14 protein-coding genes are annotated in these 23,857 nt (G+C 26.7%); 6 read left to right on the top strand and 8 right to left on the bottom strand.

The features are described 5' to 3' along the window. The first annotated feature begins 73 nt into the window (after positions 1-73). The 4 genes from ciaB (at position 74) to AAQM_RS03650 (ending at position 4,495) form a co-directional block, all read left to right on the top strand. Complete coding sequence (ciaB, locus tag AAQM_RS03665; RefSeq protein WP_228254550.1) at positions 74-1,969, top strand: invasion protein CiaB; 1,896 nt, start codon at positions 74-76, stop codon at positions 1,967-1,969. Between the two features lie 81 nt (positions 1,970-2,050). Further along, positions 2,051-2,713: a response regulator gene (locus AAQM_RS03660; RefSeq protein WP_129096262.1), complete on the top strand. Its 663-nt coding sequence runs from the start codon at positions 2,051-2,053 to the stop codon at positions 2,711-2,713. Continuing rightward, a complete protein-coding gene (locus AAQM_RS03655; RefSeq protein ID WP_129096261.1) occupies positions 2,710-4,059 on the top strand; it encodes an ATP-binding protein in 1,350 nt (449 codons plus the stop codon). Before AAQM_RS03660 ends, AAQM_RS03655 begins: the two co-directional genes overlap by 4 nt. Positions 4,060-4,132: 73 nt before the next feature. Next, positions 4,133-4,495 (top strand): YgiW/YdeI family stress tolerance OB fold protein, encoded by a 363-nt coding sequence (locus tag AAQM_RS03650; protein WP_129096260.1) that lies wholly within the window; start codon positions 4,133-4,135, stop codon positions 4,493-4,495. 52 nt (positions 4,496-4,547) lie between these two features. Here AAQM_RS03650 and AAQM_RS03645 read toward each other — a convergent pair whose 3' ends face one another. Both AAQM_RS03645 and AAQM_RS03640 read right to left on the bottom strand, forming a co-directional pair. Then, positions 4,548-6,230 (bottom strand): ShlB/FhaC/HecB family hemolysin secretion/activation protein, encoded by a 1,683-nt coding sequence (locus AAQM_RS03645; protein ID WP_129096259.1) that lies wholly within the window; start codon positions 6,228-6,230, stop codon positions 4,548-4,550. 19 nt (positions 6,231-6,249) lie between these two features. Further along, positions 6,250-10,881: a beta strand repeat-containing protein gene (locus AAQM_RS03640; protein ID WP_171920648.1), complete on the bottom strand. Its 4,632-nt coding sequence runs from the start codon at positions 10,879-10,881 to the stop codon at positions 6,250-6,252. Between the two features lie 95 nt (positions 10,882-10,976). On the opposite strand from AAQM_RS03640, the gene AAQM_RS03635 reads away from it, so the two are divergent. Together AAQM_RS03635 and AAQM_RS03630 are read left to right on the top strand one after the other, a co-directional pair. Beyond that, positions 10,977-12,755, top strand: coding sequence for a 7TM diverse intracellular signaling domain-containing protein (locus AAQM_RS03635; RefSeq protein ID WP_129094795.1), 1,779 nt, complete (start codon positions 10,977-10,979; stop codon positions 12,753-12,755). 8 nt (positions 12,756-12,763) lie between these two features. Further along, positions 12,764-13,474 (top strand): response regulator transcription factor, encoded by a 711-nt coding sequence (locus AAQM_RS03630; RefSeq protein WP_129094796.1) that lies wholly within the window; start codon positions 12,764-12,766, stop codon positions 13,472-13,474. Positions 13,475-13,496: 22 nt separating this feature from the next. Here the strand turns inward: AAQM_RS03630 and AAQM_RS03625 are convergent, their stop codons facing one another. From AAQM_RS03625 to AAQM_RS03600, 6 genes are all read right to left on the bottom strand, one after another. After that, positions 13,497-18,116, bottom strand: a complete 4,620-nt coding sequence (locus tag AAQM_RS03625; protein WP_129094797.1) for a response regulator — start codon at positions 18,114-18,116, stop codon at positions 13,497-13,499. A 14-nt stretch (positions 18,117-18,130) separates the two neighbouring features. Next, positions 18,131-19,228, bottom strand: a complete 1,098-nt coding sequence (locus AAQM_RS03620) for an HD-GYP domain-containing protein (RefSeq protein WP_129094798.1) — start codon at positions 19,226-19,228, stop codon at positions 18,131-18,133. A 114-nt stretch (positions 19,229-19,342) separates the two neighbouring features. Further along, positions 19,343-19,822 (bottom strand): ankyrin repeat domain-containing protein, encoded by a 480-nt coding sequence (locus AAQM_RS03615; protein WP_129094799.1) that lies wholly within the window; start codon positions 19,820-19,822, stop codon positions 19,343-19,345. Positions 19,823-19,907: 85 nt separating this feature from the next. Then, on the bottom strand, positions 19,908-22,574 hold the full coding sequence (locus AAQM_RS03610) for an MlaD family protein (RefSeq protein ID WP_228254504.1): 2,667 nt from the start codon (positions 22,572-22,574) through the stop codon (positions 19,908-19,910). Further along, entirely contained in the window at positions 22,567-23,148 is a 582-nt protein-coding gene (locus AAQM_RS03605) for a paraquat-inducible protein A (RefSeq protein ID WP_129094800.1), read from the bottom strand. Before AAQM_RS03605 ends, AAQM_RS03610 begins: the two co-directional genes overlap by 8 nt. Continuing rightward, positions 23,149-23,745 (bottom strand): paraquat-inducible protein A, encoded by a 597-nt coding sequence (locus tag AAQM_RS03600; protein WP_129094801.1) that lies wholly within the window; start codon positions 23,743-23,745, stop codon positions 23,149-23,151. Between the last annotated feature and the right edge of the window lie 112 nt (positions 23,746-23,857).

Genomic DNA, 23,857 nt, shown 5'->3' with positions numbered 1-23,857 from the left:
TTTACATACCTTTCTTTAATCTTTATAATTCTAAATTCGATAAAATACTCTCTTACAAAAAACAAGGATTTTTATGATGACAAAAGAACAATTTTTAAACGACTTACAAAAAATATATGATTTTTTAAATGACCAAAAAACAAAAACAAATGAACTAATAAAATTTTTAGAAAATAAAGAGTTTGGTAAACTAACCCTTATTGATGATTTTGCAAAATCTTTAAATCTTGAAATGAAAGATGATTTAAGATTTGCACTTGTTACAAGACTTGTAAATTTAAGAGATGATAGTTTAGTTCAAGTTCTAAAAAAACTTGAAAAAAATGAGAAAGAAATCATCTCTTTACAAGAAAAAGCTTATCAATTTGTAAAAGAGTATTGGCACGATATTCATACAAAATTTATTGATTTTATAGTTGAAAACAAACTTTTAACACCTTTTTATAGGGAAGTATTTATTGGAGTTTATAATGTAGGACTTCAAATGTCATCTTGGCAAACTTCATGGACAGCTCATATTATAAATGGAATAAACAAAGAGTTAGTTGCCAAGTTTGAAGGTGATGAAGCAAAAATTATGAAATATCTTGAAGATGAAAAACTTTTTGATTTAGGACATGGAGGAATTACTGCTGATAGATGTTACTCAGCTTTAGTAAAAGATGGTGACAAATACAAATCTTTAGCATATATAAAAGCTTTCAAAAAAGAGACAACAGAAGTTGTGGATGCACTTGAAGAATTTGCAGATAAACTAATCGAACTTGAAGATGAAATCTATAATCAAAAATGGGATTATGTTTTATATATTCAAGCACTTATAAAAGCCTTTAGTGAAGATAGAACAAATGAATTAGTTTCAAAATGGGCAGATGTTGATAGAGCTTGGATGAAAATAAAAACTCCAATTCAAATCGGACATCCACTTGAATACTACGAAGACCATTTTAGAAAAGCAGTTGCACTTGAATGGGATATTAGACTTACAAATCCAAAATTTGCACAAAATGACCATAGAGTAAATAAAATCAAATCAGCATTTTCAAAAATATATTCAAGTTTTGAAGCAAATGCAAAAAGTGAAGAGTATAAAAAGATCTATGATTTTTCTTTCAAATCACTTGATAAAGTTCAACTTTATGTAGGACGACCAGCGCTGTTCTTTGGAGCAGAGTTCAATGGACTATTTTCAGCACAAGTTGTACCAAATGATGAAGTTGTATCTTTAGAAGAAGGTAAAAAAATCTTTGCATTTAGTGATGAGATTTTACAAACTAGCAGGGCTAAACCATTTTTAAAACTTTCAAGGGAAATCTTCGGTCAAGAATTACTTACTCGAGATAGAATGTTCTTATTTAATGAAACAATATCTTGGCATCAAGTTTATGATATAAGCACAATAGGACATGAATATGGACATATTTTATGGTGTGATGATGAAACTGAATCAGTTATGAATAAAACTGGAAACTTTAAAAACATTGAAGAGTTTAAAGCAACGACAGGTGGATTAATCTCATATTTACTAGATGATGATACAGATGAACTACATCTAAAAGAGCAAGTTTTAATAGACCTTGTTAAAAGAAGTGTTGGGCTTATTGGTTGGATGGAAGTTGATGAAGTTCAACCATACTATTGTGAGGGGTTAATCCACTTAAATGGACTTTTTGATAGTGCTGTTTTATCTTGGGATGATGAAAATAAAAAGTTAAATATAGATATAAGTGAGGCAAAATTTGAAGCCTTAAAATCTTGGTATATCACAAACTATACAGCCTTAGCAAAACACTATTTAGACAAACTTGATGCTACAAAATTTTTAAATAACTATGCAACAAAAAAAGAGAAATATTTTATGCCAAATGATGAAACTATAAACTCATTTGTAAAATATTATTTCAAAAGATATCAAGAAATCGGTCAAGAGTTAGACACAGTTGATAAAAAAGAGAACTATATAAAATAAGAGTTAGTATTAAACTAACTCTTAATCTTTTACTAATATTTTTTCGATACAAATTTTAAAATTACGAAAAAGAAGCTTTTTATGAAAATTTTACTTATTGAAGATGATTATCTAATTGGTGATGGAATTGTTGCTGGGTTTAAAAAACTTGGATTTAGTATAGATTGGTTTGAAGATGGACTAGATGGCAAAGACGCTTTAATGATGATAAATTATGATGCTGTAATATTAGATTTAACCCTTCCAAATATTGATGGACTAGATATTTTAAAATTCTGGCGAGAAAAAAACATAAAAACTCCAATCATTATATTAACAGCAAGAGATGCTATAAATCAAAGAGTTGAAGGATTAAATAAAGGTGCTGATGATTATCTTTGCAAGCCCTTTTCTTTAGCTGAATTACACGCAAGAGTTAGTGCTTTAATAAGACGAAATTTTGGAGAAGTTTCAGAATTTATAGAAGTTAATAATTTAAAACTTTTTATAGCTCAACAAAAAGTATTTAAAAATAATATAGAACTAGAACTTACTACAAAAGAGTTAAAAATTCTTGAACTTTTTATGCTAAATAAAGGAATAGTTTTAAGTAGAGAAACTATCGCTGAAAAGCTTTATGATTTTGATAAAGAACTAAGTTCAAATGCTCTTGATGTTTTTATACACTCAATTAGAAAAAAGATTGGAAATGAATATATAAAAACAGTTTATGGTGCTGGTTATAAGTTAGAAGAGTCAAAATGAAAAATCTAAGCTTAAGATTAAGACTTAGTTTTATTTTATTGAGTCTATTTATTATCACTTCACTTATTACAACTTCTATTAGTATGTATAAAACAAAAGAATCTTTAACTGAATTATTTGACACTCAACTTTATTACTTTGCACAAAGAGTTTCAACTTCAAATATAGATATTTTACTTGATTCTTCAAGTTCTAATTTTATCAAAGATGAATCAAAAATAGTAGAAAAATATATGTCAGTTGATGATGATGCTCTGACCTTTTCAATATTTTCCATAAAAGGAGATATTCTTTATACAGATGGAGAAGATAGTAAATATTTCTCATTTAATCATTCAATTTTAAATAGTAATGAAGGTATTCTCTTTGAAGAAAATAAAAAATTTAGAATAATTTGGATGCTAAGTAGTGATAAAAAATTTGTAGTTGTAGTAGCTCAAGAAAAAGAGTTTATTAATGATTTAATATTAGATATTTTAGAAGATTTAATCTATCCTTGGCTTTTTATACTTCCTTTTTTGATTATTAGTTTATTAGTTTTAATCACAAAAGAGTTAAAACCTTTAAATAAGTTATCAAAAACTCTATCTTTAAAAGATGCAAATGATAATTTAACTCTTGATGAAAATACTACAAAGGAGCTAAAACCTGTTGTAAAATCCTTAAACTCTCTATTCTTTAAAATAAAAACGATGATAGAAAAAGAGAGACGATTTATTTCAAATGCAGCACATGAACTCAAAACTCCACTTGCTGCACTTAAAATCCAAGCTGAAGTTGCAAAACTATCAATTGATGATAAAGAATCTCTTTTAAAATCATTAGATAATATTGAAATTGGAGTAAATAGAGCAACGAGATTAATAGAACAGCTTTTAGCACTTTCAAGAATAGAATCAATCAATGAGTTTGATAATTTATCTTTGATTAATTGGACAGAAATAATAAATTCAAATTTGAAAGAATTAGAATTTAAAGCAAAAGAAAAAAACATATCTATAAATTTTTTACATAAAAATGAAATAAAAAGTATAAAAGGAGAACCTATTATATTATCTTTACTTATTAGAAATTTACTTGATAATGCAATAAAATATAATGAAAATAATACAAATATAAGAATTGAATTAGAAAAAAATCATTTAATAATTCAAGATAATGGAAAAGGTATAAATCCACTGATTCTAAAAAATATTGGAGAAAGATTTGTACGACCTGCTGGAGAAAAACAAATAGGAAGTGGACTTGGATTTTCTATCGTTCAACAAATTGGAAAACTTCATAATTTACGTTTAAATTTTGAAAATATCATTCCAAATGGATTTAAAATTACTATTTATTGGTAAGCATTAAAAAATTAATTTTTCACTAATAATTATTTGTTTTAATTACTCTATTAAAACAAATAAAGGAAAAAAAATGAAAAGAAATATTTTAATAGCAAGTTTATTAGTTGCTTCAACATCAGCTTTTGCAGAATTTGTAGGAATAACTCAAACACAACAAGGTGGATTTACAGGTCCTACTATTTCAAAAACAACAGTAGAAAAAGCAAAAACATTTAAAGATGATATGCCTGTAGTTTTAGAGGGAAATATTATAGAACACTTAGGAAAAGACAAATATTTATTTCGAGACAAAACAGGTGATATCACAATAGAAATTGACCATGATGATTGGAGAGGAGTTCAAGTATCTCCAAAAGATACTGTTACTATAAATGGTGAAGTTGATAAAGATTGGATGTCTATTGAAATAGATGTTGATTCTGTTAAAAAATAAGAGATTTTTCTCTTATTTTTTGAGTCTGTAAAATAAATTGTGCAAAAATCTATTAAAAAATCATCCCACCTTGAAATAAAAATCTACTATTTCTATCTGGCTCACTTGTTACAACTTTACTATTTACATTCCATGCTATTTGTACTTTTGAAAAAAAGTTACCATATGAGTTATATAATCCAATTCCTACATCTTGTAGTGATTTTGCTTCAAATCCAGTTGTATTATTTGCCATAAATGCTCTCCCTCTATCATAAAATACTCCAAATGTTGTATTTAAAGAGTTTATTTGAGGTAATTGATATTTTAATTCTGTTGAGAACACATATCCATTTTCAGCACTTAATTCACTATCTGGATATAGTTTTACACCACTACTTCCCCCGATTGAAAAATCTTCACTTCCATCTAGGTTTTTATTTCCTAATGCATATTGTAATTGCAATGATGATTCAAGAACTAATTGATTTGTGAATGCAACATTATGTGTTAAATCTACATTGATTTTTGAATAGTTTCCATTTGTATTTGCTCCTAATTCATCTGTCATTTTATCAGCTGGATCATCAAAGCTTAATCTTCCATATGTTAGATATGTATTAATCGAAGAATTTGAGTTTTTATTAAATGCTAGATAATTTTTTGAATAATCCAATCCAATTTTTACTGATTTTGAATTCTTTTTAGTTACATCATTTACACTTTGTACTCTATCTTTTAAATCTTTTGATAAAAAAGAATTATATACATTTAGATTTTCATTTCTTGTTTTAATTAGAGGATAAGATAGTTTTGCTTCTACTGTTTTAGAAGTTCCTGTTGCATCTAAATTATCATACTCTTTTGCCAAAGAGTAATTTGTTTGAGAATAAGATAATTCTCCTACTAAACCATTTGAAGCCAATGGTGCTTCATAAGATATTTTCCCATTTTTAAGATTTGTTGCACTTGAAGACAATCCAAACATAGAAATTTTATCACCTATTGCAAAGGGAGAGTTAATATCCATACCAATCATTAATCTATCTTTACCTGTATATCTACTTCCATAGTTATCAACTACAACATATCCATCAAATCTTTTTGAAGCTTGTGTGGTAATTTCAAAATCAGATGTACCAACATTTTTTCCTGGCATTATATCTGCTTGAGTTACTACAGCTCCTGGTGTATCATTAATAATTAACATAGCCCGTTCAAGAGTATCAGTTGATATTACATTATCTCTTGCTTTTGCATCATCAAGCATACCTTGAACTACACTATCTTTTACTAAAGAATTATTTTTTAATTTAAATTCACCATAAGTTCCTTCAATTACTGCTATTTCAAGTACACCATTATTTTCATTTATATTTTGAGCAGGAATATAAGCCCTTGCTACGAAATATCCTTTTTCTCTATAATATTTTGTAATAGCACTTGCTATTTCTTGAAGTTGATTAAAAGTTAACTCTTTATTTTTAGAGTCTATAAAGAATTTTTCCAAATCACTTAAAGAGATATGTTCATTTCCTGTTATTTTAAAATCTTTTATTAAAATAGTTTTACCACTATCAACCATAGGAGTTTTATACTCTTTTTGTTTGATAGTTGGGATTTTAGGTTGTTCTTTTTCTATTTTTGGAGGTTTAATTTGTTTTTCAATATCTCCAATATTTGGTACATTAACTCCAAGAAGAAGAGTTGATGTTAATGTTGAAATAGTTATTAGTTTTAGTATTTGGTTTGTCATTTTGTTTTCCCTTTTCTTCTTAGTTCTCTTCATTTCCTACAACAAAGAATTGTTGTTCCACACCATTTGGAAGATTTACTCCACCATTTACAAGTTCTATTTTAGAGTTATCTCCCACAGGCACTCTTATATCATTAGAAGCACTTAGAATATTAGAATCTTGATTTAATCTTAATTCACCCATACTCACCATTGTAATTGGTTGATTTTGAATTGGTGCTGAAACTAAATTTACTGGCGTTCCATTATTAAGGAATGTTGGAGTTTGTATAAATGGTACTTGTGGTAGAATTACTACATTTACTTTTGGTGTTGTAACTGTTGTATTTGCAATTGGTGTTAACACATTTGATAGATTATCCTTTGCTTTTTCAATTACTAATTTTCCATCAACAAATGTTAGATTATAGTTTCCATCTGTTCCACTTAAAGTAGTTACATACTCTCCAGCATTTTTCCCACTAGCAGTTGCTCCTGTAATTCCAGTTAATACTGATTCAGTTTCACCATTTACAAGTCCACTTGCTGTAAATCCATTTACATTTTGTGTTTGTCCATTATATGTTACTGTATTTGAGTTAGCTGTTACTGTTGCGTTTGCTTTTGAAATAGTTAATTTTCCATCAACAAATGTTAAATTATAGTTTCCATCTGTTCCACTTAAAGTAGTTACATACTCTCCAGCATTTTTCCCACTAGCAGTTGCTCCTGTAATTCCAGTTAATACTGATTCAGTTTCACCATTTACAAGTCCACTTGCTGTAAATCCATTTACATTTTGTGTTTGTCCATTATATGTTACTGTATTTGAGTTAGCTGTTACTGTTGCGTTTGCTTTTGAAATAGTTAATTTTCCATCAACAAATGTTAAATTATAATTTCCATCTGTTCCACTTAAAGTAGTTACATACTCTCCAGCATTTTTCCCACTAGCAGTTGCTCCTGTAATTCCAGTTAATACTGATTCAGTTTCACCATTTACAAGTCCACTTGCTGTAAATCCATTTACATTTTGTATTTGTCCATTATATGTTACTGTATTTGAGTTAGCTGTTACTGTTGCGTTTGCTTTTGAAATAGTTAATTTTCCATCAACAAATGTTAAATTATAATTTCCATCTGTTCCACTTAAAGTAGTTACATACTCTCCAGCATTTTTCCCACTAGCAGTTGCTCCTGTAATTCCAGTTAATACTGATTCAGTTTCATTTCCAACTAATCCAGTTGCAGTGAAACCTGAAACATTTTGGGTTAAGCCGTTATAAGTTTTTGTGTCACTATTTGCTGTTACTGTTGCATCTTTTTTAGCAATAACAAATTTCCCTAGAGTATTTGTACCTGTTTCATCTAGTTCATAATCTTCATTTAAAATTACAACTGAGATATTATTATATGTTCCAGCATTTTTAAATACAGTTGCATTTTCACTATCATAAACAAATTTATAATCAATTCCAGCTACAAGAGAGCTTCCAACATCTCCAAAGATAGCATTTGTCCAGAAGTTGGTTAATGATTGGTTTGTTCCATCATAAGTAGTATTTGCTGTTCCTAAAATATAGTTTAATGCCGTGGCATATTTTCCAACTTTCCAAATAGCTCCTCCGTTTTCATCAAATGTTAGGTATGGATATATTTTCTTTTGAGTTTCATCAAATTCTATACTCCATCCAGCATTTTCAAAAGTTGCTAGTGTTTGCATCTCTTTAGTTGTTTTTCCATAGGCTTCACTATCAATCATATTTGCAGAGTTTACTGTTTTATCGTAATATGAGTTTGAGATACTTCCTCCATTATTTCCAACTAGTCCTCCTATATTTGATCCTGTTCCTATAATAGTATTTGAAGCATAAGAGTTGATTATTTGACCACCATTAGCATTATTTTCTCCAACTATACCTCCAATATCAGAAGCTGATCCTATAGTCGTAATATCCGCTAGAGAATAAGAATCTTGAATTAACCCTCTTGAATAACCAGCTATACCACCTACATTAGTTCTTGCTTTTAAATCACCAGAAGAATACGAACTATAGATTGAACCATAATGATCACCTACTAATATACCTACTGAACTATCTCCTGTAACATTTGCTTTAGCAGAATAAGTATTTCTAAGTGTTCCTTCATTTTTACCTACTAAAGAACCTACCCAATCCTCAGCAGAAATGTTAGCATTTGTCAAGCCAAGATTAGAAATAGTACTACCTTGACTTAAATATCCAAAAAGTCCTTGATAATTTAAAGAGTTATTGATATACAGACTATCTATAGTATGTCCAAGACCATCAAAAGTTCCTGTAAATTTTGTATTTTCATTTCCAAGTGCAGTCCATCCTGTTCCACCATTTGCTAAAATATCTCCATTTTTTACTTGAGTGGTGTAGCCATCTGTAGATGAACCTAAATCATTTAATAATGAAAAATAGTAACCTTGAGTCAAGATATTGCTATGGTTGATATTTTGTAGTTGATTCCAGTTTGTAATAGTATATGGATTATCTTCTGTACCAAAACCACCTGCAAATAAAATCTCACCACTTGAAGTATAAAAAGCTACAAGCTGTGGAAGTGTTAGAGGTGTAGCAACTAAATAACCCTCTACACTCGCACCATCGCCACCGCCTCCAGCTGTCCACGCCTCCAGGCTTGAGAGCGCTGAAACAATCTCTGCTTTTGTTTTTCCATAAGTGGCACTGTCAGCCATAGTCTGTGTGTTTGTTTCATTGTCATAATATGAATTGGTTATAGTTCCATCATTCTTCCCTACTAAACCTCCTATATTAGTTCTTGAGTCAACGTCTGTAGCAAGGGCTATTTTGACTGAAGAATAAGAGTTCTTTATTTTACTGTTCATAGAATAGTTCCACCCTACTAAACCACCTACTGCTTGAGAGGGGCTGCTGTTATCTAATATTCGTATAATGCCTTTGCTATAAGAATTATCGATGCTAGATCCGTTGCTATACCCTACCAACCCTCCGATTCTATCATTGGTATCACTTATGATAGTTCCTTCTGCAAATGCATTTTTAATTACAGTGGTATTGGCTTGACCAACCAAGCCTCCTGTTCTTGCTCTTGCCCGTATATTTATATTTTTTAATCCTATATTTTTAATAGTAGCATCTGTCGTGTATCCAAATAATCCTGCTGGAGCCAGATTGCTGTCGTTGATACTTAAGTTATCTATGACATGTCCAAGACCATCAAAGTTTCCTGTAAAAGCATTAGTGGAGCTTGTTCCTATTGGATTCCATGCGATACCACTCAAATCAAGGTCACTTCCTAGTACATAGTTACCTCCTAAGCCTCCATTTACAATAGCAGTTGCAAGATTGTCATGTGTAATAACTGTCCATAAGTTTAAATCTCCTACTGAACCTTTCATTGTTGCAAAATTATTTCCTGCACTTAAGTTTACTTTTGCATTGATATAATAATCACTTGTTCCACCATCAGGTGTAGCAAAACCATAAAGTAACCCTAATCGTCCCTGTGTAGCTGTTATAGAAGAGTTTATATTAATATTATTATGAGCCATTAATGTAAGTGTTCTTACTGTACTCCACTCTATCTCATCATTTATATTTATATCACCATCTTCACTTCCTGCTGCATCTGTTTGAATAGTAACATCTGTTCCACCATTTAATGCTGTCTCAAATGAAGTTGCATCAACTATGTTGATATTCGTTGGGTCAATTAACCATTTGTCGGCTTTTACTTTTGTTGTACTTTCAATAGTAAAATCTTTACCAGATGTTTCAACAAATCCATCAATAGCTTCAATAGTACCACCAACTTGAGCTTCCCCACCATGAGCAAACAGTTCAACTTTTCCAAGTATCCCATCAAGTGAGTTTGCTTCAATAATTCCAGTGTTATTAACCATACCTTTTAATAGTTCATCAACTGCATTTGTAGTAAGAAATATCTCTCCACCGTTTGCTAGGATATTTCCAGAGTTAGAAACCATCGCATCTAAAACCCCTTTATTTACTTTTAAGTTTACTAAAGAGTTTCCATTTAGGTTCACAGAGTATGAATCAGCTCCTACTAAATGAACTTTTCCTTTTACAGCTTCAATATTTCCACCGTTTTGCACTTCTTTTCCAGCTAAAATTACATAAGAAGAGTTATTTACTTTTATTGTTCCTAAGTTTATAACAGAATTTGAAGAAGAGTTTTTAAAATCATAGTTTCCATTTTGAAAATCAGCATCACTAAGTTCACCTGTAGTTGCAAGTAAACCCGCTGTATTGATACTTGCATTTTTACCAAATAAAATACCATTTGAGTTTAGAATCCAAACTTGACCATTTGCATTTAATGCTCCATCAATAACTGATTTTTCATTTCCTACTACTCTATTTAATGTAATAGAGTTTACATTTGGTTGATTAAAATTTACTATTTCATTTGCTTTAACAGAAAAATCATTCCAGTTGATACTAGCTTTTCCACTACTTTGATTTATATTTGTTACATTTCCACTTTGAGAAATAGTTGCATTTCCACTTGTCACAACTCCACCACTAGGAGCTGCATTTGCGATAATTGTGCTTCCTAAAAATGCAGAAACAACAAGTGATATTTTTCCACCTTTTAAAATACGAAATCTTGAACTAAAGTCGATTAACCTATTCATTTATATTCTTCCCCCTATAAATTTTTTTCAATACTAACAAATCAATGACGGAATTCTGACGGAAAATTGAAAAATAATTTTGATATAATGAATATATGAAAAAAAACATACTAATTCCAATTCTTTTTTTTATCTTTTCTACTTCATTATTTGCAGATATTTTTGTGATAAATCAAGCAAATCCTTATAATAAATTTGAGATGAATTATTTAAAAGATGAAAGTTCAAATTTATCTATAAATGAAATAGTAAATCAAGAGTTCAAAGAAAACACAAAAAATAACTTTAATTTAGGTTTTCATAAAGGTTCTATTTGGTTCAAATTTGATTTAAAAAACAGTACAAATTTTGAGAATTTTATTTTAACTTTAAATGAGCATTTTTATGAAAAAGCTAATTTGTATTATGAAAAAGATGAGAAAATAGAACAACTCACTAATTCTTTATTCACTTTGATTGACCAAAGAGAAGTAAAGTCAAATATTCTAGCTTTTAATATAGATTTACCAAAAGAGCAGATTAAAACAATCTATTTAGAATTAGAAGGGAAATATGCCTATTTTGGAAAAGTTGAAGTTTTTGAAAAAGATTATTTTTATGCTCGCCAAAGCATTGGGATAAATACCCTTTTTACCTTTGTCTTGGGAGTCATTTTTGTTCTGATATTTTTTACCCTTTTTCTATACACAAAAACCAAAGAAAAAATCTATTTATATTATTTAGGATACAGTGTTTTTTTATTTATCTATATTTCAAATATCACTGGTTTATTAGTTTTTATAGATTTACAAAAATATATGTATGATTTACATCTAAGTGCTGCTTTTTGTATAGGTTTCATGATTTTACTTTCAAAGGAATATTTAGAAACCAAAAAATATCTCCCAAAATTTGATAAAGTTTTAGTGTTTTTAAGCGCTCCGTTTTTTATCCTTGGAATATTGCTACTTTTTTCTTATCAACCATGGAATAAATATATTAACAACTATTTAGGACTTATTTGTGTATTATTAATAGTAGTATCAGCCATTGTATATTTTAAAGGGCATAAACAATCAAAATACTATACCCTTGCAATGGTTATCTATCTTGTATCTATAGTATTGTTAACTCTTATGATTATTGGTGTTTTAGAATATTCCTATCTTACACGATATGGTTTTATAGTGGGTATTGTCATTGAAATGCTCTTTTTTTCTTATCTTTTAGCAAATAGATATCTTTTAGCAAAAGAAAAAGTTCAAAATTATTTGGAAGAAGAAGTAAATACTAGAACTAAAGAATTAAATGTTATTTTACAAGAAAGAGAATTACTCTTAAAGGAATTACATCATAGAGTAAAAAATAACTTTCATATGTTAATAGGAATGCTATGGATTGAGCAAAAAAAAGAGGATTTTTCAAAAGAAAATATATCTTTACTTATTCATAGGATTGAATCTATGGCAATGATTCACGAATTTCTTCATCAATCTAATAATTTAGAAAATATAAATCTTAAAATATATCTTGAAAAAATTATTTCAAATATTTCGCTTGGATATAATATCTCTAAAATCAAAATTGATATAAAACAGATAAATGTGAAATATGATGTTGCCACTTCTTTGGGAATTATTATAAATGAAGTATTGTCAAATGCATTAAAACATAATAAAAAGATAAAAAATTTATTAATTGAAATTTATGTAAATAAAAATATTTCAAACAAAATATGTATAGTTATTAAAGACAATGGAAAAGGATTTAATAAAGAAAATCCTACTGGTTTAGGATTAAAACTTATTAACCAGTTTTGTAAAAAACTTCCAAATAGTAAATATGATTTTAGTTTTGAAAATGGTACAAAATTTGAATTAGAATTTGAAGAATAGGATAAAAGATGATACTAAATAAAGATGTTAATATTTTGATTGTTGAAGATGAAATAATTGCAACAGAGTATTTAAAGAATATTTTATACTCACTTGAATTTGAAAATATTTTTACAGCTGAAAATTTTGAAGAAGCACTAGAAGAGATAAAAAAACAAGAGATAGATTTGATTTTTATGGATATAAATATTAGTGGTTCAATTGATGGAATAAACTGTGCAAAAATTTTAAATAAACACTATTTTTTACCTATTATATTTACAACTGCATACTGTGATAAAGAAACTATGATTGAAGCTATTAATACTAACTGTTTTGGATATATTGTCAAACCATTTAGTGTAAATGAAGTACAATCGTCACTTTTATTAACCTTGAGTAAATTAAAAGAAGTTAAATCTAGTCTTTTGAAAGAGAATATAAATTTACAACAAAATGTCATATCTCTAGGTTTTGGACAAAAATTTGATTTTCTAAATAAAACATTTTATGTTAATAGTATTCCTATAAATCTCACAAAAAATGAAACTAATTTATTATATGTATTTTGTAAAAACATAAATCAAAATCTTTCATATGAAATTTTAAAAGAAGAAGTCTGGACAAATAAAGATATATCTGATTCAACTATTAGGGATACTGTATCTAGACTTAAAAAGAAAGCTTCAAATTTAAATCTAGAAAATATTGTAAATCTTGGGTATATTTTAAAATCATAAATAATAGTGAACTTTTTTTCTCTTATTTTATATTTTTCAAAAACTCAATTGCTTTATCAAAATCAAAACTATTTATATAATTTTCTAAAATTTCAATCTCTTCTATACTATTTTTTCCTAATAAAATTTTTATCTCATTTATTTTATCGATTGCTGAAGAATCTAACTCTTTTAGTAAAACTTCCAATTCTTCAAACAATTTTTTTATTTCTTCATCATTTTTTAAAAGATTTGAAACTAGAAATTCTTCATTTCTTGTTATAGAAATATTCATTTGTTTAGCTATATTTAAAACCAAAGTTTTCAGAGTTGAAGAGAGTTCTTTTATAAATTTCAAGGCGTTATCATTAACCCCATTAAGATTTAAATACTCTTCTAAATCTTTTGCTTCATCAAATAACTTTGTGGCAGCTATATTTCCACATAAACTTTTTAAAGTATGAATTTCTCTTACTAACTCTTCTAGTTGATTTGAATTGACTAAAATATCAATTTTTTGTTGAAAGTTTTTTTGAGATTTTACAAATCTATTCAACTGATTTTTCAATAAATCCACATTTAAAGCCATTCTATTTAAAGCAAGTTCTAAATCTAATCCTTCTATTTCAAAATCTAATATAGATTTTGAAATAGTTTTATTTTCCTTAATTTCTTCAATATTATTTGATTTTACATAAGGGACAAGAGTTTCATAAAATCTATTAAAATCTAAAGGTTTAGAGATATAATCATCCATTCCAGCATCAATACATTTTTGTTTATCTCCTTGCATTGCGTTTGCTGTCATTGCAATAATTGGTAAATCTTTAAATTTCTCAATTTTTCTAATTTGTTTAGTTGCTTCATATCCATCCATTATAGGCATTTGGCAATCCATTAAAACAACATCAAAATCATCATCTTTTTCAAGTATTTCTAAAGCCTCTTTTCCATTATTACTAACTACAGTTTTTATACCTAAGTTATCTAAAAATGCAACTGCTATTTCTTGATTTTGAAGATTATCTTCAACTAAAAGTGCCTTATTTCCTTTTAGTGAATTTTTTATCTCTTTAAAACCATCTTTTTTCATATTTTCATGGGCATTGATTATGATATTGTTTCCAAAAGCTTTTAATAAAGAATCATATAAAGAAGAAGGACTTATTGGTTTTTCTAAAACCCCAACAACATTTGCATCTTTTACCTTTTGAATTAATTCATCTTTATTATAAGCTGTAACCATTATAAAAGTAGGAGTTTTTCTGATTTGTTTATCTTCTTTTATTTTTATTATTGTATCAACTCCATCCATTTGAGGCATCATCCAATCCATTAAAACTAAATCATAAGGATTACCATTTAAATATGCTTCTTTTAATTCAACAATAGACTCTTTTCCACAACATAAAGATTTCACTTCAAGTTTTAAGGATTTTATTATATTCTCTAAAATCTCTCTTGAAGAAGCATTATCATCAACTATCAATACCTTCAAATCTTTTATCTCTTTGTTTATTTCTATTATTTTTTGTTCTTCTTGGAATTCTAATTCTAATTCAAAATAAAAATCACTGCCTACTCCGATTTCACTATTTACACCTATTTCCCCATTCATCAATTCAACAATTTGTTTACAAATAGCCAAACCTAAACCAGAACCACCATATTTTCTAGTTGTTGAACTATCAGCTTGAGAAAATGAATTAAAAAGTTTTGATTGTTGTTCTTTTGATAAACCAATTCCTGTATCTTTTACATCAAATTTTATTTTTACACTCTTTTTATTTTTTTCAATTAATTTAATAGATAAAATAATTTCACCTTTTGAAGTAAATTTTATAGCGTTACTTAAAAGATTTATTAAAATCTGATTTATTCTAAATAAATCACCTTTCAATAAAATAGGAACATTTATATCTATATCAAAAAGCAATTCCAAGCCTTTTTCTTCTATTTGAAACATAAAAATATTTGAAACATTTGATAAAACATCATTTAAAGAAAATTCTATTGTTTCAATATTTAACTTTCCTGCTTCAATTTTTGAAAAATCTAAAATATCATTGATTATTCCTAAAAGATTTTTTGATGCTGTATCAATTTTTTGAATATAGTTTTTTTGCTGTTCATCCAAAGAGGTTTGTAGTGCAAGATATGACATACCAATTATTGCATTCATTGGAGTTCTTATTTCATGACTCATATTTGCTAAAAACTCACTTTTTGATTTTGTCGATTCTTCAGCTAATTCTTTTGCTTTTTTTATATCCTCTATAGCTTTTTTTTCTAAAGTAATATCATTTATGATTGCAACTATCCCTTTTGAAGAATCTTTAAAATCAATAGCTTGCATACTTACTCTAGCCCAAAAAGTTGATAAATTTTTTCTTACAAAAAGTTGTTCCCAAGTTGCAATTTCACCACTTTTTAATAATTCATATTCTTGTGATACATAATTAAAATCATCTTCATTTTTATAAAATATTCTTGTACATTGATTTAAAAGTTCATCATATTCATAACCAAAATTTAAACAAATTTGATTATTTAACTCTAAAATTTTTCTATCTTTTAATAAAAGAATTCCAATAGTTACAGTATCAAAAATAGCTTTTTGTTTTCTGTGAAGTTCATATAATTCATTTGTTCTTTCTCTTACAATATTTTCAAGATTTTTACTTAAATCTTCAAGTTCAACTTGAGCTGTTACGTCATGTCTTATTGATACATAACCTATAACTTTTCCATTAAAATCTTTTTCTTGTTCAATTAAACTATCAACCCAATAATAACTTCCATCTTTTCTTCTATTTTTTATTCTTCCTCTCCAAAGTTTTCCTTGAGTTATTTCAGACCACATTTGCTCAAAAATATATTTTGGATTATCACTATGTTTGTTTATTCTATGATTTTTTCCTAATAAAAACTCTTTTTTATATCCACTTATATTACAAAATGCTTCACTTACATAAGTAATATTTCCTTGTAAATCTGTTTTTGAAGCTATTACATTTTCATCAAAGAATTTCAATAATTTAGAGAGTTCATAGGTCTTTTTTGCAACTTTTCTTTTAAGTTGATAGTTCCAAAGTAATAAAAAAATTAGTATTAAAATAATTAAAAACAAGATTTTTACAATAAAATTCCAATCTAAATCAGAATCTTTTGTTACTTTTTGCCAATCTTTTATAATTTTATTAAAATCTTCATTTTTATATTGAACTAAAACTTTTTCTATAATTTTAGAAAAAATTTCATAATCTTTTTTTATTGAAAAACCTAACTGCATAAAAGTATCAGTTTTTCCAACTATTTCTAAATTTGATAATCCTAATTGAGAAATATTATAAGTAGCTACAGGTAAAGAGCAAAGTGCAACATCATAAAGTCCTAAAGAGACTCCATTCAAAGCTATAGAAGCATTTTCAACTTCAATATAATTAAAATTTGGGAATTGTTTATATATTTCATTCAAATAAAAATAATCTTTTATTATAGCTATTTTTTTATTTTTTAACTGTTCAATTGAAATAATAAACTCTTTATTTATATCTTTTTTCCCAACCACAACTATTGGACTTTTTATATCTAAAGGTTTTGTTATATGAGTTTTTTCAAACTCTTCTGCTTCCATGTAATTTGTAAACATATCAATTTTATTAGTTCTTGCATACTCTAAAGTCTCTTGCCAAGAGTCTGTTTTGATAATGTCAAATTTAATTCCTAAAGTCTCTTCTAAAGAAGTTAAATAAGTTGAAATAAATCCCACATAATTACCATTTGAATCAAAAGATTCATAAGGCATATAATTAGGATCTGCTGCAAATTTTATAATAGGATTATTCTTAAGCCACTCTTTTTCTTGACTTGTTAATTTTAATTCTATCCAATCTTCATTTGACCATTTTTTGTATATTTTATTGAACTCTTGAGGAGTTATTTCATCTATAGCTTTTTGAATAATAGAGTATAAAATTGGATAATTTTTTGGTACACCTATAGTCAATAAAGAAGCTATTCTTGTAGTATCAATTGAGTCAATTTTTAAATTATTTATTAATTCAGTTGATAATTTATATGTTACAACAGCTCTATTTCCAATATAAGCATCAGCTAAACCTCTTGAAACTGCATCTAAAGCTAAAGTAGTATTTTCAAAAGTTTTTATAACTATTTGTGGATGATTATTTTTTAAATCATTAACTGTTCCAACACCCTCTTCTAAAGCAACTATTTTACCTTTTAAATCTTCCAAAGATTTAAAAGATTTTTGCTCACTTTTTGAAACTATAACATGAGGAATTTCCAAATAAGGTTTTGAAAAAAAGAAAAACTCTTCTCTATCTTTTTTTGGAGTTATATCTAAAATTAAATCTATTTTAGCATTTTTTGCTTTTTCATAAATATTATTCCAATTTGAAGATTCTATTTTTAGTTTATTATCAAGTTTTTTATTTAATAACTCAATCAAAGAAGAGCCTATTCCTGAAGCTTCTTTATTATAATTAACAAAATTTATAGGAGCCCAATTATCCATTGCTCCAACTATTATAAATTCTTTATTTTCAAGCCACTTTTTTTCTTCAGAAGTTAGTTTTTGTTTAAAATCTGCAACTAAAAAAATAGGTAGTATTAGTAAGTAAATTATAATTTTTTTCAAAATAAATCCTTTTTTTAATCCACAAAATTACTAGCAACAACCTCAATTTCATCATATATTTCTAAAAATGCATCTAACATATCAGGATCAAAATGAGAACCTCTTCCCTCTTTCATAATCTTTAATGTCGTTTCTAAATTTAGACTATTTTTATAAATTCTTTTACTTCTTAAAGCATCATAAACATCAGCAATACTCATTAATCTTGCACTAATTGGTATTTCATCACCTTTTAATCCTAAAGGATAACCAGAACCATCATATTTTTCTTGATGAGAATAAGCTATTTCTTTTGCTGTTTTTAAAAAATCAACTTCATAACCTAACTCTTTTTCAGCGTGTTCAATAGCTTCTTTTCCTAAAGTTGTGTGAGTTTTCATAATCTCAAACTCTTCAGGAGTTAATTTTCCAGGCTTTAATAAAATATGATCAGGTATTCCAATTTTTCCTATATCATGTAATGGTGCTGATTTATATAAAGTATCTATCATTTCATCAGTAAGATAAGCTTTAAATTTTGGATGATTTTGTAATTTTTTGGCAAGCATTTTTACATAAGTACTTGTTCTTTTGATGTGATTACCTGTTTCATTATCTCTTGTTTCTGCTAATGATGCCATAGCAAAAATAGTTACATTTTGAATAGCAACGACATCTTTTGTTCTTTTTTCTATCTCTTTTTCTAAAAATTCATTTTTATCCCTTAGAAAATCAGAAATAGCTTTATTTTCTAATTGTGTTTTTACTCTTGCTAATAAAATAGGAGGAGAAATAGGTTTAGTAATATAATCATTTGCTCCTAAATCAAAACCTAATTTTTCATCTTCTACTGAACTCTTTGCTGTTAAAAAAACAACAGGAATATTTTGTAACTTTGGATTTTCTTTGATTTTTTTTAAAACATCATAACCATTTAAAACAGGCATCATAATATCAAGAAGGATTAAATCAGGAGCAATAAGAGTTTCATTTAAAAATTGTAGAGCTTTTTCTCCACTATTTGCTACTTTTACGGTATATAAATCTTTTAGTAAATTAGTAACTAAAAAAAGATTATCAGGTGTGTCATCTATTACTAAAATAATCTTTTTATTAAATTCATTTTGTTGCATTTTAATGCCTTAAATATTCTTCAAAGACAAAATAAAATAATATCTTTCTTTTACTCTATCTAAAATAACCTTATAAATATAGCTTATATAAGCTTTATTATTTAATTATAATAGTTATTTAAATAATTTTTTGAAAAAATAAAAGAACTTTGACAAATACAAAGAGAATGTAATTTTTGAATTTTTTTCTATTTCACTAAAAAATTTAACTATTTCATAATTTCCAAAAATTGTTGCAAACATCAAAGGAGTAGTTTTAAATCCATTGTTTTCATAGATATTTGCACCCTCTTTAACCAAAAGTTCAGCAATGTTTTTATCTCCTTTAAAACAAACTCCACCCAAAGGAGTTTGTCCCTTAAAATTTTTTTTATCAATATTTGCACCAAAATCAATCAAAAGTTTAGTTGTTTCCAAATTACCATTATATGCTGCTATCATCAAAAGAGTATTTCCTTTATTATCTCTTAAATCAACATTCATACCTGTATTTAGCATAATCTTCAAATCCTCTGTTTTTCCATGTCTTGCACAGTTAAAAGCTATTTGTTCAAACTCTTCATATCTATTTAATTCATCTATTTTTGTTTGCACTTCAAACTCCTAACATTTCATAATATTTTAAATAATAATATTTTTCTTTTAATTAGTTTTATTCTATTACTGTGTGCCTTAACCACTACTTAATACTAGGACTTATACTTTTCCAGTCTTCTCTTAATGTTTTATTTAGTGTAAATCTATCATTTGGATTTGCTACTTCTGTATATTCATAAGGAGTAACAACAACTAAACCGCCTTTTACTAGACTAGTAAATGTATTTGATTCTACTTTTGAACCACTAAAAATAGAGAATTTCATCTCAAAACCACTAATATCATAAAATTCAGAATTTTTTCGTATTAATTTTGTATATTTATCATCAATTAAACAATCCACAATAACTTTAGAACCATCATCACTTAAATCTATTTTATTTACTTTTCCTATTTGAACATTTTTATAATAAACTGGAGCATCAACATTTACACTTGAAGCTGTTGGGTCTTCTATTTTAAATACTGTTCCAAAATGCGATTTATTAAGTGATGGTTGTTCTTCTAATCCTTGAAATTTCGTTTGATAATTTGTACTTTCACTTTTAATAACTCCAATATTTACAGCCATAATCGTAGAACCAACATTTGATACTTCTTGTAAAGAAATCTTTGGTTTTTTTAGATAAAAGACTGTTCCCTCTTTTGCAAAAGAAGCAAAATCATCATAAATTAAAGCTTTTACTTCAACTTTTTGTTTTTCGTTTAATCTAACATTTGTAATTTTCCCTACATTTACACCTTTATATGTAAGTTGTGAAAAGTTTTCTTGAACACCTTCCACATCATCAAAAACAATAGTTATACTATTTACAGAATTTTTCATCTCATCTTCATTGGCAAAAATTTCATGTTGAGATGAAGATATACCAAAAGAGTTATCAAGATGAATAGAGCCTTCAATTAATGAAGTAAAATTATCCACTTCAAACAAAACTCCACTTAGACTAGCTTTTAAATTCACAACACCTTTTTTATAAAATTTACTTTTATTTGTGATATATTTTTTAAATTCATTATAAATAAATAAATTAACTTTTGAGTTTTTATCATCAAATTTTATATCTTTTACAAAACCTATTTCTTGATTTTTATATACGATTGACATATCTGGTTTTATTTCAAAATTATTGTTGAAATTTGCTTGAACTATAAAACCTGTGTTATAAACTCTTTTTAATTTTTCAACATCTTTAAATGAACTATATAATTTAAACTCTTTTTTTGTTAATTTACTATTTTCTCTTTTTTCTCCAACTAAAGCTATAGCTCCGTTTAATAAAGGTTCTATTCCACTAAAGTTGATATTTAAATTTAGATTTTTTAATTCAAGTAATTTTGAACTCATATCATAAAAAAGATTATGGTCATTTACCAAATCTTTATATTTTTCATCTATTAAAATAGTAATTTTTACATTTTTAAAATCAGGTGTTAAAACGTATTCATCAACTCTTCCTATCTCTATATTTTTATAATACACCTTTGATTTATCAGTAATTGAATTTAGATTTTCACTTAATAATTCAATCTTTATGTTATTACTATTTTTACTTAAGTCTTTTTTATTAATTGCCTTAAAACTATTTGAAAATTCACCTTTTTTATACTCTAAAGATACAAAGTTACCTTTTATTATATTTCCTAAATTTTTAACTCCATCAAAAGAGATAGTAGGAACTTCAACAAAAAATTTTGTTTTATTAGTAAGTAAATATTTATATTCTTCATACACATAAGCTTTTGTATTTAAAACATCTTTATTTAAAGCTACTTCTATTATCTTTCCTATTTCCACACCTTTGAAAATAATAGGAGTATTTTGCTCAATTCCATTTACATCTTTAAAAGTGATAAAAAAATACTCTTTTTTCTTTAAATCATCTTTTTTTGCATAGATTTGAAAAACCTCATCTTTTTCTATTTTTGCATCATCCTTATTTGGTGTTAAAACTGTAAGTCCCCCAACTAATGCAGAATATAAAGAGCCAAATTCAATATTTAACCCACTAGCTCCATAATTTACTTTTAAAGCATCATTCATTACAAATTTTGAACTTTTATTTACTAAATAGTTAAATTTGTCATAAATGTATGCACTTAAAAATACTTTTTCATATCTAAACTCTTTTGATACAATTTCTCCTATTTGATACTTATTATAAAATATTGGCGTTCCTATTTCTATATTATCCTTATCATTTGCAATTAATGAAATATAGTAACCATCACTATCTAAATCATCATTTGGTTGAGTATCTAAACCTTCAAAATGATCTTTATATTTTCCTTGATTATACTCATCTTGACTTCTAAATTTTGGAGACAACTCTATTTTATGACCACTTATTAAAGTGCTAAGACCAGAGATTTTTGTTAAAGAAACTGTTGGTTTTTTTATCCAAAATTCAGAGCCTTCATTTGCCACATATCTAGCAACATCACTATTTACTAAAATATTAACTTTTACACTTTTCAAATCTTCATGCATAGATATTTTTGTAACTTTTCCAAGTTGTAAACCTTTATATTCTAAAGGTGTAACATTCTCTTTTAAACCTTCTGCACTTTTAAAAACAACAGTTATATTTGTACCTTTTTTAGCATAAGATTCATAAGCAATCCAAGCTAAAACACCTAAGACTATTAAAGGTAATATCCATACAAAAGATACTGATTTTTTATTCTCTATTTTTGGCTGATAAACTACTGTTTCTTTTAATTCTTCTTTTATTAACTCTTTACTCATCCCAAATAATCCTTGTATCAAATCTATTAGCTGCTATTATTGTTAATATAACCATTAAAGCAAAAGAAGTTGCAGCAATTCCTCCTTTTATATTAAAAAGTTCATCAAGCTGTACAATTGAAGCTAATATAGCAACAACATAAATATCTATCATAGACCATTTTCCAATAGCTTCTATAAATTTATAAATTGTAATTTTTCTTTTATTTTCCATTTTTACATTTATTTTTAAAGTAATAAATATAAAAAGTAATCCTATTAATTTTATAATTGGAATAGCAACACTTGCAATAAAAATAACCAAAGCTATAAAATAGCTCTCCATATCTAAAAAGCTAATAACCCCCTCTATTATTGTACTTTCTATATTTACTCCAAATTTTGTTACAACCATCATAGGATAAATCATAGCTGGAATATAAAGTAAAATTGCACAAATTACTAAAGCTAGAGATATTTGTAAAGAGTCTTTAACTCTTCTTGTTACTTTGTGTTTACATCTTGTACATACAAAATCTTCATAATTCTCTTTTTCATAAACTTTATGACAATTCTTACAAGAGATTAAAACCATCTATTCTCCAAATACACTTTTGCCCTCAAACTTTCTATTTGACATATAAAAACAAAAAACATAAACCAACATCACATAAAATCCAATATCAAATTTAGTAGAACTAACCATTCCTATTAGTTTTATATAAGTTACAATAATACTTACTATAAAAACTTCTATAAATCCCCAATGTCTAAAAAAATAAAAACTATCATGAAGTAGAGTTTTCGTAAAAAGTTTTATTTTTGTTTTTGATTGAATAAAAGCAAAAATTATCACTAAAGAGTTTAAAATAGGAGCTAGAATAATAGTAAAAAAGACTAAAAATGCAACCAAAAAAAAGTTTTGTTCTAAAAGAATCAAAACAGTGCCAATAAGTGTTGTTTTTAATTGAGTATCATTTAAATTTAAAGATATTATTGGATAGACATTTAAAATCCCAAATAATAAAATAGCTGAAATTGCATAATACAAAGAGTCTTTAGAGTGTCTTTTATGTACTTGTAATTTACTATTACATCGTGGACATCTTTGTGTTAGTTTTGAGTTTAAATCTTTTTTTACAAATAATCCACAGCTATAACATTCAACTATAAAATTGAGATTTTTATGCATTTTTATCCTATTTTTTAAAGGTGCAATTCTAACATAGTAATTTAAAATCTATTATATAGTATGATACAACTTGCAATTATGCAAATAATAATATTTTTTTAAAGGTTAATAA

The sequence above is a fragment of the Arcobacter aquimarinus genome (assembly GCF_013177635.1).
GTDB classification, from domain to species: Bacteria; Campylobacterota; Campylobacteria; order Campylobacterales; family Arcobacteraceae; genus Aliarcobacter; species Aliarcobacter aquimarinus.
Note: the sequence above shows the minus strand (reverse complement) of the source record. Positions and strands in the feature narration are given on the sequence as shown.

What these genes read in the sequence shown, in the direction of transcription:
- ciaB (WP_228254550.1), top strand. Translation starts at nt 74, where the DNA reads ATGATGACAAAAGAACAATTTTTAAACGACTTACAAAAAATATATGAT.
- AAQM_RS03660 (WP_129096262.1), top strand. Translation starts at nt 2,051, where the DNA reads ATGAAAATTTTACTTATTGAAGATGATTATCTAATTGGTGATGGAATT.
- AAQM_RS03655 (WP_129096261.1), top strand. Translation starts at nt 2,710, where the DNA reads ATGAAAAATCTAAGCTTAAGATTAAGACTTAGTTTTATTTTATTGAGT.
- AAQM_RS03650 (WP_129096260.1), top strand. Translation starts at nt 4,133, where the DNA reads ATGAAAAGAAATATTTTAATAGCAAGTTTATTAGTTGCTTCAACATCA.
- AAQM_RS03645 (WP_129096259.1), bottom strand. Translation starts at nt 6,230, where the DNA reads ATGACAAACCAAATACTAAAACTAATAACTATTTCAACATTAACATCA.
- AAQM_RS03640 (WP_171920648.1), bottom strand. Translation starts at nt 10,881, where the DNA reads ATGAATAGGTTAATCGACTTTAGTTCAAGATTTCGTATTTTAAAAGGT.
- AAQM_RS03635 (WP_129094795.1), top strand. Translation starts at nt 10,977, where the DNA reads ATGAAAAAAAACATACTAATTCCAATTCTTTTTTTTATCTTTTCTACT.
- AAQM_RS03630 (WP_129094796.1), top strand. Translation starts at nt 12,764, where the DNA reads ATGATACTAAATAAAGATGTTAATATTTTGATTGTTGAAGATGAAATA.
- AAQM_RS03620 (WP_129094798.1), bottom strand. Translation starts at nt 19,228, where the DNA reads ATGCAACAAAATGAATTTAATAAAAAGATTATTTTAGTAATAGATGAC.
- AAQM_RS03610 (WP_228254504.1), bottom strand. Translation starts at nt 22,574, where the DNA reads ATGAGTAAAGAGTTAATAAAAGAAGAATTAAAAGAAACAGTAGTTTAT.
- AAQM_RS03605 (WP_129094800.1), bottom strand. Translation starts at nt 23,148, where the DNA reads ATGGTTTTAATCTCTTGTAAGAATTGTCATAAAGTTTATGAAAAAGAG.
- AAQM_RS03600 (WP_129094801.1), bottom strand. Translation starts at nt 23,745, where the DNA reads ATGCATAAAAATCTCAATTTTATAGTTGAATGTTATAGCTGTGGATTA.